At 41.8% G+C, this 15,121-nt stretch carries 21 protein-coding genes; 11 read left to right on the forward strand and 10 right to left on the reverse strand.

Annotated features, from left to right (window positions below):
• Window positions 1-225: 225 nt before the first annotated feature.
• From der to nrdR, 5 genes are read right to left on the reverse strand one after another with little or no spacing between them, the layout of a single operon-like run.
• Window positions 226-1,536, reverse strand: coding sequence for a ribosome biogenesis GTPase Der (gene der, locus ADH31_RS03110; protein ID WP_049508964.1), 1,311 nt, complete (start codon window positions 1,534-1,536; stop codon window positions 226-228).
• 13 nt (window positions 1,537-1,549) lie between these two features.
• The gene (locus ADH31_RS03115; protein WP_049508965.1) at window positions 1,550-2,263 is read right to left on the reverse strand and encodes an NADPH-dependent oxidoreductase; all 714 of its coding nucleotides are present in this window, start codon (window positions 2,261-2,263) and stop codon (window positions 1,550-1,552) included.
• A complete protein-coding gene (gene dnaI, locus ADH31_RS03120; protein WP_049508966.1) occupies window positions 2,260-3,156 on the reverse strand; it encodes a primosomal protein DnaI in 897 nt (298 codons plus the stop codon). The genes ADH31_RS03115 and dnaI overlap by 4 nt, the downstream gene beginning before the upstream one ends.
• Window positions 3,157-4,323 (reverse strand): DnaD domain protein, encoded by a 1,167-nt coding sequence (locus ADH31_RS03125; RefSeq protein ID WP_049508967.1) that lies wholly within the window; start codon window positions 4,321-4,323, stop codon window positions 3,157-3,159.
• Window positions 4,320-4,796: a transcriptional regulator NrdR gene (nrdR, locus tag ADH31_RS03130; RefSeq protein WP_049508968.1), complete on the reverse strand. Its 477-nt coding sequence runs from the start codon at window positions 4,794-4,796 to the stop codon at window positions 4,320-4,322. Before nrdR ends, ADH31_RS03125 begins: the two co-directional genes overlap by 4 nt.
• A gap of 139 nt (window positions 4,797-4,935) precedes the next feature.
• Between nrdR and ADH31_RS03135 the strand changes: the two genes are divergently transcribed.
• Genes ADH31_RS03135 through ADH31_RS03145 form a run of 3 tightly spaced genes read left to right on the forward strand, consistent with a single transcriptional unit; the run spans window position 4,936 to window position 6,747 of the window.
• Window positions 4,936-5,301: a GntR family transcriptional regulator gene (locus tag ADH31_RS03135; RefSeq protein ID WP_049508969.1), complete on the forward strand. Its 366-nt coding sequence runs from the start codon at window positions 4,936-4,938 to the stop codon at window positions 5,299-5,301.
• A gap of 3 nt (window positions 5,302-5,304) precedes the next feature.
• On the forward strand, window positions 5,305-6,000 hold the full coding sequence (locus ADH31_RS03140; RefSeq protein WP_000173159.1) for an ABC transporter ATP-binding protein: 696 nt from the start codon (window positions 5,305-5,307) through the stop codon (window positions 5,998-6,000).
• A gap of 15 nt (window positions 6,001-6,015) precedes the next feature.
• Window positions 6,016-6,747 (forward strand): ABC transporter permease, encoded by a 732-nt coding sequence (locus ADH31_RS03145; protein ID WP_049508970.1) that lies wholly within the window; start codon window positions 6,016-6,018, stop codon window positions 6,745-6,747.
• Window positions 6,748-6,780: 33 nt separating this feature from the next.
• Here the strand turns inward: ADH31_RS03145 and ADH31_RS03150 are convergent, their stop codons facing one another.
• Window positions 6,781-7,476 carry an LrgB family protein gene (locus ADH31_RS03150; RefSeq protein ID WP_049508971.1) on the reverse strand — a complete coding sequence of 232 codons (696 nt, stop codon included), beginning with the start codon at window positions 7,474-7,476 and terminating at the stop codon, window positions 6,781-6,783.
• Complete coding sequence (locus ADH31_RS03155) at window positions 7,473-7,847, reverse strand: CidA/LrgA family protein (protein ID WP_000781324.1); 375 nt, start codon at window positions 7,845-7,847, stop codon at window positions 7,473-7,475. Before ADH31_RS03155 ends, ADH31_RS03150 begins: the two co-directional genes overlap by 4 nt.
• Before the next feature lie 181 nt (window positions 7,848-8,028).
• Here ADH31_RS03155 and ADH31_RS03160 point away from each other — a divergent pair, with 181 nt between their 5' ends.
• The 7 genes from ADH31_RS03160 (at window position 8,029) to queF (ending at window position 11,573) form a co-directional block, all read left to right on the forward strand.
• The gene (locus ADH31_RS03160; protein WP_049508972.1) at window positions 8,029-8,409 is read left to right on the forward strand and encodes a MarR family winged helix-turn-helix transcriptional regulator; all 381 of its coding nucleotides are present in this window, start codon (window positions 8,029-8,031) and stop codon (window positions 8,407-8,409) included.
• Window positions 8,410-8,504: 95 nt separating this feature from the next.
• Window positions 8,505-8,726 (forward strand): DUF4649 family protein, encoded by a 222-nt coding sequence (locus tag ADH31_RS03165; protein ID WP_049508973.1) that lies wholly within the window; start codon window positions 8,505-8,507, stop codon window positions 8,724-8,726.
• Between the two features lie 14 nt (window positions 8,727-8,740).
• Complete coding sequence (gene trxA, locus ADH31_RS03170; RefSeq protein WP_001029584.1) at window positions 8,741-9,055, forward strand: thioredoxin; 315 nt, start codon at window positions 8,741-8,743, stop codon at window positions 9,053-9,055.
• 202 nt (window positions 9,056-9,257) lie between these two features.
• Window positions 9,258-9,911 carry a 7-cyano-7-deazaguanine synthase QueC gene (queC, locus tag ADH31_RS03175; protein ID WP_049508974.1) on the forward strand — a complete coding sequence of 218 codons (654 nt, stop codon included), beginning with the start codon at window positions 9,258-9,260 and terminating at the stop codon, window positions 9,909-9,911.
• Entirely contained in the window at window positions 9,911-10,354 is a 444-nt protein-coding gene (gene queD / locus ADH31_RS03180) for a 6-carboxytetrahydropterin synthase QueD (RefSeq protein ID WP_045762812.1), read from the forward strand. The genes queC and queD overlap by 1 nt, the downstream gene beginning before the upstream one ends.
• Complete coding sequence (gene queE, locus ADH31_RS03185; protein WP_049508975.1) at window positions 10,347-11,063, forward strand: 7-carboxy-7-deazaguanine synthase QueE; 717 nt, start codon at window positions 10,347-10,349, stop codon at window positions 11,061-11,063. Before queD ends, queE begins: the two co-directional genes overlap by 8 nt.
• A gap of 18 nt (window positions 11,064-11,081) precedes the next feature.
• The gene (gene queF / locus ADH31_RS03190; protein ID WP_004250766.1) at window positions 11,082-11,573 is read left to right on the forward strand and encodes a preQ(1) synthase; all 492 of its coding nucleotides are present in this window, start codon (window positions 11,082-11,084) and stop codon (window positions 11,571-11,573) included.
• 170 nt (window positions 11,574-11,743) lie between these two features.
• On the opposite strand, the gene ADH31_RS03195 is transcribed toward queF, so the two are convergent.
• Together ADH31_RS03195 and ADH31_RS03200 are read right to left on the reverse strand one after the other, a co-directional pair.
• Window positions 11,744-12,412 (reverse strand): MIP/aquaporin family protein, encoded by a 669-nt coding sequence (locus ADH31_RS03195; RefSeq protein ID WP_049508976.1) that lies wholly within the window; start codon window positions 12,410-12,412, stop codon window positions 11,744-11,746.
• A gap of 109 nt (window positions 12,413-12,521) precedes the next feature.
• Window positions 12,522-13,313 carry a DUF2785 domain-containing protein gene (locus tag ADH31_RS03200; protein WP_049508977.1) on the reverse strand — a complete coding sequence of 264 codons (792 nt, stop codon included), beginning with the start codon at window positions 13,311-13,313 and terminating at the stop codon, window positions 12,522-12,524.
• Window positions 13,314-13,587: 274 nt separating this feature from the next.
• Between ADH31_RS03200 and ADH31_RS03205 the strand changes: the two genes are divergently transcribed.
• A complete protein-coding gene (locus tag ADH31_RS03205) occupies window positions 13,588-14,352 on the forward strand; it encodes a (S)-acetoin forming diacetyl reductase (RefSeq protein ID WP_049508978.1) in 765 nt (254 codons plus the stop codon).
• Window positions 14,353-14,453: 101 nt separating this feature from the next.
• Here the strand turns inward: ADH31_RS03205 and ADH31_RS03210 are convergent, their stop codons facing one another.
• Window positions 14,454-14,903, reverse strand: a complete 450-nt coding sequence (locus tag ADH31_RS03210) for a thioredoxin domain-containing protein (protein WP_414716735.1) — start codon at window positions 14,901-14,903, stop codon at window positions 14,454-14,456.
• Window positions 14,904-15,121 lie beyond the last annotated feature (218 nt).

Consider the following 15,121-nt stretch of genomic DNA (forward strand, 5'->3'; position numbering starts at 1 on the left):
CGGCTCGCTTCCTAGTTTGCTCTTTGATTTTCATTGAGTATAAATATTGTCCCCCTAGGAATATAGATTTATTCCGCTATAAAAAAGGATGGAAAATCATTCCATCCTTTTTCAATTTCAATAATATACTACAAATCAAATCCTATTCACATCTTTTGTAAATGATTTGGTGGGGTAGATAAGTGGTAGAACAAGTCTTGATGTTCTACCGTTTTTTTACATCCACTACTTCCGTTTTCTTGCAATTAGGTGAATCGGTGTTCCTTCAAAGACAAAGGCCTTGCGGATTTGATTTTCCAAGAAACGTAGGTAAGAGAAATGCATGAGTTCTTCTTCGTTGACAAAGATGACAAAGGTTGGTGGTTTGGTTGCCACTTGAGTCGCATAGAAAATCTTGAGGCGTTTCCCTTTGTCGGTCGGTGTTGGGTTGATGGCGATAGCATCCATAATCACATCATTCAAGACAGCTGATGGAATCCGGGTATTTTGACTCTCGCTGATTTGCTTAATCATCTCAGGCAACTTGTGGAGACGTTGCTTAGTCAAAGCGGATACAAAGATAATCGGTGCGTAAGGTAGGTATTGGAACTGCTCACGGATATCTTCCTCCCAGTTTTTCATGGTGTGGTTATCTTTTTCAAGGGTATCCCACTTATTGACCACGATAATCATCCCTTTACCAGCTTCGTGGGCAAATCCAGCGATACGCTTGTCATACTCACGAATACCTTCCTCGGCATTGAGGACCATCAAAACTACATCTGAACGGTCAATAGCACGCATAGCACGCATAACCGAGTATTTCTCAGTATTTTCATAGACTTTACCTGACTTACGCATACCAGCCGTATCAATCATGGTAAACTCTTGGCCGTCAGCATCTGTAAAATGGGTATCAATGGCATCACGAGTGGTACCAGCGACAGGGCTGGCAATGACGCGATCTTCTCCCAAAATGGCATTAATCAAGCTAGATTTTCCAACATTTGGACGACCAATCAAGCTGAATTTAATAACATCTGGATTTTCTTCTTCGACTTCATGTGGGAGGTTTTCCACAATAGCATCCAGTACATCCCCTGTCCCGATACCATGAACAGATGAAATCGGTAGTGGTTCGCCCAAGCCTAGAGCATAGAAATCATAGATATCATTTCGCATCTCAGGATTATCCACCTTGTTAACGGCTAAGATGACTGGTTTATGAGTTTTATAAAGTTTACGGGCAACGTATTCGTCCGCATCTGTAATTCCTTCTTTACCAGACACGACAAAGACGATAACATCTGCTTCTTCCATGGCAATTTCTGCCTGGTGCTTGATTTGTTCCATGAAAGGCGCATCGACATCATCGATCCCTCCAGTATCAATCATACTAAAAGAACGATTGAGCCACTCACCTGTGGCATAGATACGATCTCGCGTTACACCTTCAATATCTTCTACGATTGAGATGCGTTCTCCCGCGATACGGTTAAATAGGGTTGATTTCCCAACATTGGGACGTCCCACAATGGCAACAGTTGGTAAGGCCATGTTTTCTCACTTTCTACAATAACTTCTTCTGCTCAAGATTTTCTCGAGTCGAGCTTGGTTCTGGATTGCCAAATTGCTCTGCCAAACGTTGACTCCAAGTTGTAGTCGCACGCGCACCTGCATATTCAGTCTGCACACGGTCATAGGCTTCAATAGCCTCAGTTGACTGTTCTTGGTATTCTTCCTCAAAGACAACATCCTCTAGTGGCAGTCTTGGTTTTACAGCATGCTGTTGATTTGGCACACCGAGTGCAATCCCAAAGACTGGATAGGTATAGTCAGTAAGTTTGAACAATTCTGCTAACTCAACAGACTTGTAACGCACCAAACCGATAATCACTCCACCATAGCCTAGGCTTTCTGCCGCAAGCAAGGCATTTTGTCCAGCTAGAGCTGCATCTACTGAAGTGATGAGGAGTCCTTCCACCCCTTGAGGTTGGAAAACATCCGTATGGAGACGAGCCCCTTTTTCTGCACGGTTTAGATCACCAACAAAGAGAAGAAAGGCTGCAGACTGGCGAATCGCTTCCTGAGGAACTAGCTCAAATAGGGCGTTCTTCTTTTCTTGACTTCTGACAAGAATGACCGAGTAGGATTGGAAATTTTTCCAAGAAGAAGCCATTTGGGCAGCTGTCAATATCTCATTCAAGTCTGCTTGGGGAATCTCTTGCTCCTTAAATCTACGCACTGAAGTGTGAGCCTTCATTAATTTGATTGTTTCTGTCATCGGCGGTTTTCTCCTTCAAGTCTTGTTTCCTCTGCTAAATAACGAATGCGTTCCATGACGCGTCTAGCTTCCCAGGTTTCGTCATTTCCATTTTTCCCTTTAGCGAAATGCTTCTCCAAATCTTCAAAGTTGAAGTTGGAGGTGAAAAAGGTTGGCAAATCTTCCTGCATACGATATTGAAGAATGACCTGCAGGATCTCGTCACGCACCCAAGCTGTTGATTGCTCGGCACCAATATCATCCAAAATCAAGACTTCAGCCAGCTTAATCTCATCCACCAAGGTCTTGACATTGCCATCACCGATGGCATTTTTGACATCGATGACAAAGCTCGGATAGTGGAGGAGCGTTGATGAAACACCACGTTTTTCTGACAAATCATGAGCTAGGGCAGCCACCATGAAACTTTTACCCACACCAAAGTCTCCATATAAGTAGAGACCTTTTCGAATAGCTGGATATTGCTCCACAAAGTCTAGGAGCTTTTCAAAAACTGGCAAGCGCCCCAAATCATCCAAGTCTACTTGTGCTAAGCTAGCTTTTTTAAGACTAGCTGGAAGATTGATTAGCTTGAGACGGTTTTTAATCGCTGCTTCTTTTTCCGCTGCAATTAGCTCAGGAGTCTCTTCATAAGAGACATCTGCATAGCCATGGTTCATGACTAGGATAGGCTTGTAGCCACGCGCGATATAGTCTGTATCTCCTCGGAGGAACTTATCTCTCTCAGTAATATATTGGTTAAACTTGGAAATACTACGATTTAACTCCTCCTGACTGAGAGATTCTTTCTGGATAAAGGCCGCAACATCAGGGTCTTTCACGATTTGCTGGACTAAATCCTGGTACTGAAATCGGCTTGGTTGACGCTTGAGTACGTCTCCGACACTTTCCATCTAGTCTCCTCCTTTTTCTAATCGAGCTAACATTTCTTTTTTCTTACGTTCTAGTTCTAAGCGAGTTTCTTCGCTGGTTTCATTCTTATATTCAGGATTGCTCCATTTAGGCACATTGGTTTTCGCTGGGGCATTCTGATTCTGCTTTTGCGTTTTTGCTTTTTGGCCACGTTCACGAATACGGAGAACTGCCTCCTCTGCACTACGGATATTTTGATAGGCGTAGTCATTAGCCACCTTCATGGCGTATTTTTCATTGATATTGGCCGAATCAACCTTATTAAAGGTCAGGAGCAAGATAACATTGATTACTTCATCCAGCAAGCCCAAGGCCGCCATCTGCTGGAGCAGGTCCCGTTCAGTCTGAGTAATACTTCCCTTGCGGGTCTGCTTAATCTCAGCAAGGAACTGCAAGGCTGTCTTTTTCTTAGCCTCTCGGATAATGGTTGCCTCCTTGGGACTAAAGTCAGAAGTCACAGGCTTTTGCGCTATCTTTTCACGGATGCGTTTGACAGAAATCACTTGCGACACTGCTGTCGCTTTAGCTACTTGATAAGTTTCAAACCAAGTCCACCTCTGCTCGTCTGCTATTGCAAACAAGGCCAAAACATCCGAAGTCTCATCTTGAAAACGAAGACCATCACGGGCCATGAGCTGACGGAAATGCTCCAAATCAAAATCATCTGCTGCTGGCTGACTGCTAGAGGTTTCTTGACTCGCAGACTCGGATAACTGAGGGAAGATTTGACTCAAGGCCACCGAGATAGGTTCCCCTTCAACACGTTCCTGTCTCATGGCTGCAACCGCACTATCCCCAATCATTTTTTCTAACAAGGTCCGATAAACTGTATGTTGTAAAAATTCTTGAGTTGATAAGGGAGAATGGAGTAACAAGTTATAGGTCTCACCCTGCTGATAGAGGGTCACCAATTTCATGGCTGTTAGAGTTTTAAAAGCCTTTAAAAGACTATCCATCCCAAAATTCAAATGATTGAGCATGGCTGCAAAGAGATGCTCCTTTTGGCCACCATCCCAAAAAGTCACAGCATAAAGATAGAGGCTCAGAGCTTCCTGACCGATAATCGGGAGGTAGCACTGCACCATTGAGGAGGTATCTTGCGACACCCGATTATTCTTTACAAAAGAAAAACGGTCATTTGGCTTCATTTATTTTCCTTTTTCTTTTTTGAGGATTGTGTGATCTGCTGGAGTAGGCTCTCTAACTCACTAACATCCTTAAAACTACGATAGACACTGGCAAAACGGACATAAGTAATCTCATCGAGCTCTGCCAATTCTTCCATAACCAAGGAACCAATAACCTCACTCTGAATTTCATTTTCATTGCGACTACGGAGTTTTTGTTCGATGCGATTGACCACCATGCCAATCTCATCACTAGACACTGGACGTTTCTGGGCTGAACGAATAATTCCGTTAAAGATTTTATCTCTTGAAAATTGTTCCCGTGTACCATCTTTTTTGACCACAACCAGCGTTCTCTCTTCAACACGTTCATAGGTTGTAAAACGATGCTGACACTCTTCACACTCACGTCTTCTTCTGATTGTATTTCCTTCTTCAGCCTGGCGACTATCGATCACACTTGATTTTGTAGCGCCACATTTTGGACAACGCATGCCTTTCCCTCCTTGTCGTTTTCTTTTCATTATACCATTTTTTAAGAGATTCCCAAAATAATTCTCCTTTTGGCTTGACAAGTTTTTTGTTTTGTTGTATTATTGAATTAACACAAAGGTGAACAGAAAGGAGATCGTGATGTCTTGGACATTTGATAACAATAAACCCATTTATTTGCAGATTATGGAGAAAATCAAATTGCAGATTATTTCCCATAAACTCGAGCCCAATCAACAGCTTCCAACCGTTAGAGAATTAGCAAGCGAGGCAGGGGTCAATCCCAACACCATTCAGCGTGCCCTATCGGACTTGGAGAGAGAAGGCTTTGTCTATACCAAGCGGACATCTGGACGCTTTGTCACAGAGGACTTGGACTTGATCCTCCAATCCCGTAAGCAACTGTCAGAAGAACAGTTACAACAGTTTGTAACAGGCATGGTAGAATTTGGCTATAAAAAAGAAGAACTACCGACTGTTTTGAGAGATTATATTGAAGGAGTTTAAACTATGACCTTGTTAGCATTTGAAAATGTGTCAAAATCCTATGGAGCAAGTCCTGCTCTTACAAATGTTTCCCTTGAAATTCCAGCTGGAAAAATCGTTGGTCTCCTTGGCCCAAACGGTTCTGGAAAGACAACCCTGATTAAACTAATCAACGGCTTGCTACAGCCAGAGGAAGGGCGTATCCTTATCAATGGCATGGAACCAAGCCCAGCAACTAAAGCGATTGTTTCTTATCTCCCTGATACGACCTACCTCAACGAGCAGATGAAGGTCAAGGAAGCTCTCACTTATTTCAAGACCTTCTACCAAGATTTTAATCTGGAACGTGCTCAAGGTCTTCTTCGTGACCTTGGCATCGATGAAAATAGCCGTTTCAAGAAACTCTCAAAAGGGAACAAAGAAAAGGTTCAGCTGATTCTTGTCATGAGTCGCGATGCTCGTCTATACGTGCTTGATGAACCAATCGGGGGTGTAGACCCAGCAGCTCGTGACTATATCTTGAATACCATCATCAACAACTACTCTCCAACTTCGACTGTCTTGATTTCAACCCACTTAATTTCAGATATTGAACCAATCTTGGATGAGATTATCTTCCTAAAGGATGGAAAAGTCGTCCGTCAAGGAAATGTGGATGATATTCGCTATGAGTCTGGAGAGTCTATCGACCAACTCTTCCGCCACGAATTCAAAGCCTAGTTAAAGGAGATTATTATGTTTTGGAATTTAGTTCGTTATGAATTTAAAAATGTTAACAAATGGTATTTAGCCCTCTATGGTGCTGTGTTGGCACTTTCTGCTCTTATCGGGGTTCAAGCTAGTTCCCTAAAATCCATCGATACACCTGATCAACAAATGATTATGTTAGTTTTTCTGGCTCTAGTTTTTGGTGGACTAATCATTACCTTAAGTATTTCAACCTTGATTTTGATCATCCGTCGCTTCAAGGGTAGTGTCTACGATCGTCAGGGATACCTAACTCTCACACTCCCCGTATCTGAGCACCAAATCATTTTATCCAAACTTTTGGGTGCTTTCATCTGGTCTCTGGCGAGCTCATTAGTCTTTATCTTGAGTATTTATATCATTTTAGTTCTGACTGGTGCAAACTTCCTTGATATCTTTTCTCTCGAATACCTCTTTAAATTTTACATGGATAGTTTCTGGCTTTCTGTGATTTCATATATCCTCAGCACAATTTCAGGAATCCTCTGCATCTACTTGGCAATCTCTATCGGACAACTCTTTAATGAATACCGTACAGCTCTTTCCGTTTTAGCCTATATTGTTATCCAAACCATTCTCGGCTTTGTCGGTCTCAACCTTCGCATAGATATCGACTACAATTGGATGATCTCCTTTGAAATCGTTAAAGACCTCATCCTCAGCGTAGCCTTCTATCTCGGAACCTACTATATCTTGAAGAATAAAGTTAATTTGCAATAAAAAATGCCCAGCTACTAGAGCTGGGTTTTTGCGTTAACTCAAAATCAAATTAGCTACAATAGGACTGACAAATACATAGAGAATACCTGTAACACCGATGGCTAGTCCTCCCATAGCACCTGCAACTGGTCCATAGCGAAAGGCCGTTCCAGTTCCAACGGCGTGACCTGTTCCACCCAGGGCTAGCCCAGCCGCTACTGGATCGTCTATTTTTAGCCATTTTAGAAGTGTTGGTCCGATCACGCTGGTCAAAATCCCCGTCGCTACTACAACTACTAGAGTCACAGTAGTCAAGCCTTGCAACTTTTCTGTAATCCCTACTGCCATAGCGGTCGTTACTGACTTAGGAAAGAGGGAAATAGCTAGGAAAAAGTCCATGCCAAAGATTTTAGCGACTAGGGCTGTAAAAGAGGTATTGACGATGACAGCTAGAAAACTACCCAGCAAAATACTTCTAACATGATGCTTCATCAAGTGGAAGCTCTTATAGAGGGGAATTCCTAGAGCCACTGTTGAAGGAACAATCAAGTTATTAAGATAAACCCCACCTTGGTAGTAATCTTGGTAGGAAATGCCAGTTACCTTTAGAAATATGATAATAAAAATAGCTGACAGTAGCAAAGGAGTCGTTAAGGGATGAGGATATCGTCTGAAAATCATCATTCCCCCAAGATAGGCTAAGATTGATAAAGCAATCCCAAATAGGGGATTAGATACAAATTCGCTCATTTGGTACCTCTTTCTTCGTAGTCACCTTCATAGCGTTTTTTGATAAATTGAACCACAAGCGCAATCAAGATGATATTAATCACTGCTGCAAAAAAGACAATCAAAACAATCGGCAGAAGATAGGGAGCAATCACATCAAATTTTTCCATAATTCCAACCGCAGGAGGTAAAAAGAGAATGGTCATGTTGGCCAAGAGAAAATTCCCAACCATGTTGACATGGCGGGTGCGCAGCCACTTGAACTGCAAGGCTAGAAAAAGAATAATCAAGCCGATGATACTTCCAGGAATCGGCAAATGAAAAAAACTAGAGATCCCTTCACCGATTAGAGAAATCACAAAGAGAATCATTAACTGAACATATAACTTCATCGTAAACTCCACAAATAGACTTTCTGCATACCAGTTTACTCTTTTTTCAGAAAATATCAAGGAAATATATAAGAAACATCCTTCTTGCTATCCAAGCCAAAAAGGTGTATACTAATTGCGTGCGCAAGCATCATAGATGCACTAGTATGATTACACTATTATAGAGGGAAAGGAGATGGACATGACTTACTTAGAAAAATGGTTTGACTTCAACCGTAGGCAAGTGGAGTTAGAAGCTATTTTAGAAGAGACCATCGCTGAGCAGAGTGAACAAACCTTGACACTCAAGGAATTTTACCTCTTGCACTTTCTAAATCAGGCTGAAGGCAAATCCCTAAGACAAATCGACTTGCCAGATAAACTCCACCTGAGCCCTAGTGCTGTTTCACGGATGGTGGCACGCCTAGAAGCCAAGAACTGCGGTTTACTTAGTCGGAGATGCTGCGACCAGGACAAGCGAGCTAGTTTTATTTGCCTGACTAATGAAGGACAGACTACCTTGGCTTATTTACAAACAGCTGTCGAAGAAAGCTTAGCAAGAAAATCAAACTGGTTAGCCTAAAATATTTTTAAAAAACTTGCGTGCGCAATCATTTTTCTTGACATTCCTTTTTTCAAGGAGTAAAATGAAAACATGATTTAGCAAAGGAGAATCCTATGATTGAAATCACTTATCTTGACGCCAGCAAGCAAGAGAGAACCATGACCTTTGAGTCATACGATGAATTTGAACGTTCTCAACATGCCTGCCTGATTGGTGTCGCAGACTATTACCCCGTCCAAAAAGTAACCTACAAGGGGCATGATTTGGACTACCATGGGACTTACGGAGATGTTTTCTTCTATCTCATGAAACAAGATTTAAGCCAATATAACTAAAAAGGAGAAATACTATGGCAAAAGCAATTACAGACGCAACATTCGAACAAGAAACTAAAGACGGATTGGTCTTGGTAGACTTCTGGGCAACTTGGTGTGGCCCATGTCGTATGCAAGGCCCAATCTTGGACAAATTGTCTGAAGAACTTTCAGAAGATGTCTTGAAGATCGTTAAAATGGACGTTGATGAAAATCCTAACACAGCTCGTTCATTTGGAATCATGTCTATTCCTACTCTTCTTTTCAAAAAAGATGGACAAGTGGTTAAACAAGTTGCTGGTGTTCACACAGCAGAACAAATCAAAGCTATCGTTGCTGAATTAAGCTAATCAAAGGAGAGACCAAGTGCATTCATTTGGCCTCTTTTTTCTTGCCCTTTGCCATTTTTCAAAAAATATGCTAGACTGTAACTAGAATATCACGATGTTTGGGACATGCCATCGCTAAAAAAAACCTCTACTTGGTATTTTTTAGCTCCCTATAGGGAGCTTTTTGCGTGCTCTGAACATTTCCCATTTTGGAAGGAGTACTATGAAACGTCAATCAGCCTTGGTCGTCTTTAGCGGCGGTCAAGATTCAACAACCTGCCTTTTCTGGGCCAAGCAACACTATGAAAAGGTAGAAGCCGTTACCTTTGCCTATGGCCAACGCCACCATCTCGAAATTCAAGTGGCCAAAGAAATCGCTGAGGAACAAGGAATTCGTCATCATATCCTAGATATGTCTCTACTAGGACAAATTACTGAAAATGCCTTGACTTCAGATCTAGAAATTGAGCAAAAAGAAGGAGAGGTACCTAATACTTTCGTCGATGGTCGCAACCACCTCTTTCTGTCCTTTGCGGCAGTTCTTGCCAAGCAACGTGGAATTACGGATATCGTGACAGGGGTCTGCGAAACAGACTTCTCAGGCTACCCCGATTGTCGAGATGTCTTTGTCAAATCACTCAATGTCACGCTCAACCTTGCCATGGATTACGACTTTGTGATCCAAACGCCTCTCATGTGGCTAGACAAGGCTGAAACTTGGGAATTAGCTGACCAACTCGGTGCCTTTGACTATGTTCGTGAGAAGACCTTGACCTGCTACAACGGGATTATCGGTACTGGTTGTGGAGATTGTCCTGCCTGCCATCTACGCCAACATGGTTTAGAGGTTTATCTCTCTCAGAAAGGAGAGGTCTGATGTTTTTTGCCCCCAAAGAAATCAAACAAGAAACTGGGGAATCTCTTGTCTACAATCCTCACAGAACCTTAGTCTCAAAAGAATTTACCTTCGATGCTGCCCACCACCTCTTTCACTATGAAGGAAAATGCAAATCCCTACACGGTCACACCTATCATCTGCAAATCGCTGTCAGTGGATTTTTAGATGAACGTGGCATGACCTATGATTTTGGGGATATCAAACAAATCTACAAGGACTACTTAGAGCCCCACTTGGATCATCGCTATCTCAATGAAACCCTTCCCTACATGAATACGACTGCTGAAAATATGGTTTACTGGATTTTCCAAACCATGAGCCAAGAGTTGCCAGACGAGCGCGGTCTCCGTTTGGAATATATTCGCCTCTATGAAACTCCGACTGCCTTTGCAGAGTTTAGACGGGAGTGGTTAGATGACTAAGGAACGTGTCCTCAAACTACCAGTTCTGGAAATTTTCGGCCCAACCTTTCAAGGAGAAGGTCGTGCTATCGGCCAGAAAACCATGTTTGTCCGCACTGCTGGTTGCGACTACCACTGCGACTGGTGCGACTCTGCCTTTACTTGGGATGGTTCTGAAAAACCAACTCGCATGACAGCTGATGAAGTAATCGCTGAGTTAGATAAACTAGGAAGCTACGACTATGTAACCCTATCTGGGGGAAATCCTGCTATCCTAGCAGCCAACATGGCTGAACTCGTCACTAAACTCAAGGAACGTGGTGTCACTCTAGCTGTTGAGACCCAGGGATCCCGTTGGCAAAATTGGTTAAAAGATATCGACCAAGTCACTCTGAGTCCCAAACCTCCTTCATCCAAGATGGAAGTCAACTTTGAGACCTTGGACTTTATCGTTTCCCAACTTGATCCAGACAAGGTCACCTTTAAAATCCCTGTCTTTGACGATGCAGATTTGGCCTTTGCCAGAGGCATACAAGAACGCTACCAACCAGATGTTCTCTTCTTATCAGCAGGAAATCCTGAGCCCAAGGCTACGGGTAATATTGTCCAAGACCAACTGGACCGTCTCAAAGAACTCTGGGAACGCATCGCTGCCGACGATAGCTGGGGCAATGTCCGCGTCCTTCCTCAACTCCATACCCTCCTTTACGATAATCAACGTGGTGTTTAAAATTAGAAAGAAAAAATCATGTCACAACAAGAAGAAATGAAAAACCTAAGCCTACTAGGCAACAAAGAAACCAACTACATTTTCGAGTATCAACCAGATGTCCTCGAATCTTTTGACAATCGTCATGTGGAAAATGACTATTTCATCAAGTTCAACTGCCCTGAATTTACCTCACTTTGTCCTATCACTGCTCAACCAGACTTTGCAACTATTTATATTTCCTACATTCCTGACAAGCTCTGTGTTGAGTCAAAATCTCTCAAACTCTACCTCTTTAGCTACCGAAACCATGGAGATTTTCACGAAAACTGTATCAACACCATCGGAAAAGACTTGGTCAACTTGCTAGACCCTCGCTATTTAGAAGTCTGGGGAAAATTCACCCCACGCGGTGGTATTTCAATCGACCCTTACTACAACTACGGTAGACCTGGAACCAAATATGAAGGCTTGGCAGAACAACGCCTCTTCCAACACGACCTTTATCCAGAGAAAATTGACAACCGCTAATACTCATACTCAATGAAAATCAAAGAGCAAACTAGGAAGCTATCTACAACCTCAAAGCAGTGCTTTGGGGTTGCAGATGGAAGCTGACGTGGTTTGAAGGGATTTTCGAAGAGTATCATACGAAAAAGCCCTGTTCCTCATCATGAGGAGCAAGGCTTTTTGAGTCTCAATTATTCTTCAGTCCCAAGGAAGTTTTTAGCAACAAGGGCTGCAAGAACTCCACCAAGGATTGGTGCAAGGATGAAAATCCAAACTTGTTGAAGAGCTGCGCCACCTACCAATACAGCAGGAGCCAAGCTACGAGCTGGATTTACTGAAAGTCCAGTGATGTTCAATCCAGCTAGAATCAAAGCTGTCAATGACAAACCAATGACCAAACCAGCGATTGCGCCATTACCTTTGCTTGCTGATGTTACAGTCATGATCACCAAAACAAACAAGAAAGTTGCGATTGTTTCAAACAAGAAACCACCAAAGACAGTGACACCTTTTGCCAAGGCATTTTCACCAAGACTTGCAGTTGACATACCTGAATTTGCCAAGAGGAAGAATACAGATCCTGATGCTAGGAAGGCACCAACTACTTGACCAAGGATGTAGTTTACAAGCTCTGAAGATGACAAACGTTTGTTAACAAACATAGCGATCGAAACAGCTGGGTTCAAGTGAGCCCCTGAAACAGTTCCGATTGAGAAAGCTGCGACTACGATTGCCAAACCAAAGGCAAGAGCAATTCCAAGATGTCCAAGTCCCTCAACACCATTTCCAAAAACAACAGCTCCTGTTCCTATGAACACAAGCATAAAAGTACCGATTAATTCAGCAACAAATTTTTTCATGATAAGTCTCCTTTTTTCAAACTATGTATTAGTCTATCAGAAGAAGGAAAGGGTTTCAAGAAATGTGCTTGGAACTTTTGTGCAAGTTTTCACATTTGATAATCAAAATCTAATATTGGAAAGATTGAATAGCTTCTTTCAAGTCATCTTGTAAATTATTTCTCTGGTCGAGTTGAACATAGATTTCTAAGAGACAGGATCTGAAATTGGAAAATTTATAAAAATCTTCCCTCTCTTCTATCGGGAAATCAAGTGACTTTATCCAAGAAGCCAGCGTCGCTTGCTCCACCTTGCCTTGCAAAATAGGTTCATAAAGGACTCTGGCCAAGCGCCAGTCCTCATCATCTATAAACCGAATCGAAATTCTTTTAAATAGTTGGCCAAGTATGTCAAATACTTCATGAACTCTGTTTTTAGGAAAGTCTGGATGACAAACAACTTCAGTCAAAAGATCAGCCCCATGAGCAAAAGCATGCACCCAACCATACTGGCTTGAAAAACCAGTCGTATCCTCTTCTTTTTCAAGGTAATGCAAACCTTGATCGAGCAACGTATTTCTGATATCAGTTTTAAGCACTTGATAAAAAAGAGACTGTTCATTGCCATCAGCAGATAAGAGATTGGCATAAATAAGTGCCCTAAAAGAACGTTCAAGCGTGAAAACTCCGATCTTATCAATCTCTTTATCTAGTCCACCATCAGAGACAATCTCAGCAGCAATCAACTGAAATTGCTCCTTGGTAAATAACTCTTCTTGAATCCCCCTAGCCAGACTGGTAAAAACCAATTCATCGCGAATCTCTGGACTAGTATCTCCTAAGTGCTCAAGCAACCACTGGAGTTCTTCTTGACGATAACTCGGTTTTTCTTCTGCTACTTTTCTTTTCAATTCTTGATACATCCCCATACCCCCAATCATACACATCTATTATACAACATTCTTTTCTAGCTATCTTCATTATAAGAAATAAACATGTTAGTCTCAGATAGTTTTTTCACTCTTAGAGGGTTAATTTTTTCCAAAAGCTAAGTATTTGTTTGACACAAATTTCACAAAGGTGTATACTGAAACGTGATAGGACTTCTTTTAGAAACTTATCACAACTCACTTATAACCCTTTGCTGTTCTTTTATGAACGTTGAAATGGTATCACGGATACCAAAGGAGGAATCATATGTCTAAAGTAGCTATCGTTACAGGTGCAGGTCAAGGGATCGGTTTTGCAATCGCAAAACGCTTGGTTCAAGATGGTTTTAAGGTTGGAGTTTTAGACTACAACGCTGAAACAGCTGAGAAAGCAGTTGCTGAATTGTCAGCAGATAAAGCTTTTGCTGTTGTAGCTAATGTATCTAAACAAGCAGAAGTTGCTGCAGCTTTCCAAAAAGTTGTCGATCATTTCGGAGACTTGAACGTTGTGGTAAACAACGCTGGTGTCGCTCCGACTACACCTCTGGATACAATTACAGAGGAGCAATTTGCTCGCACATTTGCTATTAACGTCGGTGGTGTGATTTGGGGAGCACAAGCTGCTCAAGCTCAATTTAAAGCACTTGGTCACGGTGGTAAAATCATCAATGCTACTTCTCAAGCAGGTGTTGTCGGAAATCCAAACTTGACTGTATACGGCGGTACAAAATTCGCTGTTCGTGGTATTACTCAAACATTGGCGCGTGATTTAGCAGAGTCAGGTATCACTGTCAACGCCTATGCTCCAGGTATTGTAAAAACACCAATGATGTATGATATCGCTCATGAAGTTGGAAAAAATGCAGGAAAAGATGACGAGTGGGGTATGCAAACATTCGCAAAAGATATTACATTGAAACGCCTATCTGAACCAGAAGATGTAGCTGCAGCAGTTAGCTTCCTTGCTGGACCAGATTCAAACTACATTACAGGTCAAACCATTATCGTTGATGGTGGTATGCAATTCCATTAAGATACATAAAAAGAGGTTGGAAAATGATCCAACCTCTTTTATCATCTCAACGATTCCAATTTTCGGAGTCGTTTTTTGTCATTTAAAACAATCTTTCTGTCCTATTCATGCTTCAGAAATGAAAGGATTTCTTCAAGGCTAGCGGAACTTCCTTGCTCTAAATAGCGTGATTTACTACCATTTTGATAGACTGAAAGATTCGGAACGGTTTGGATATCCATTTCTTTTGCAAAGGCTGTAATCTCATCCTTTTCATCAGAATCACTATCCAAATAATAGACCGTCTGGTGACTTTTTTGAATCGCTAGAGCCAAATTGGGCACAAACTTTTGACAGTAGGGACAGGATTCTCTTCCAATGTAGACGACAAACTCGTCGCCATTTGCAAGTTTGGAGCGCATTTCTTTCATATTGATTGCTTTAGTATACTGAACAGCTTCCTGATAAGTTTTTGGAAGAACAGGTTGACTGAATTTCCAAATCATAAACAAAATCGGCATAGCAATTCCAATGATAAACAAGCTAAGTTTTTTATTGACACGCACTAGCATCTCCGTCCTTTTCTAAGTATTTTCCCTAGTCTAATCGCCCACGACAAGATATAAAATCCAACCGATAGATCTATAATGATGCAGAGTCTGAAGACAAAGTCTTCGGCAAACTTTATGAAATAAATGTCATTCTAAAATCTCAACAATATAGCTCTATTGTTGCACTTTTTTAATTTTATACTCTTCGAAAATCAAATTCAAACCGCGTCAACGTCGCC

It is taken from the genome of Streptococcus pseudopneumoniae (assembly GCF_001072375.1).
GTDB lineage: Bacteria > Bacillota > Bacilli > Lactobacillales > Streptococcaceae > Streptococcus > Streptococcus pseudopneumoniae_L.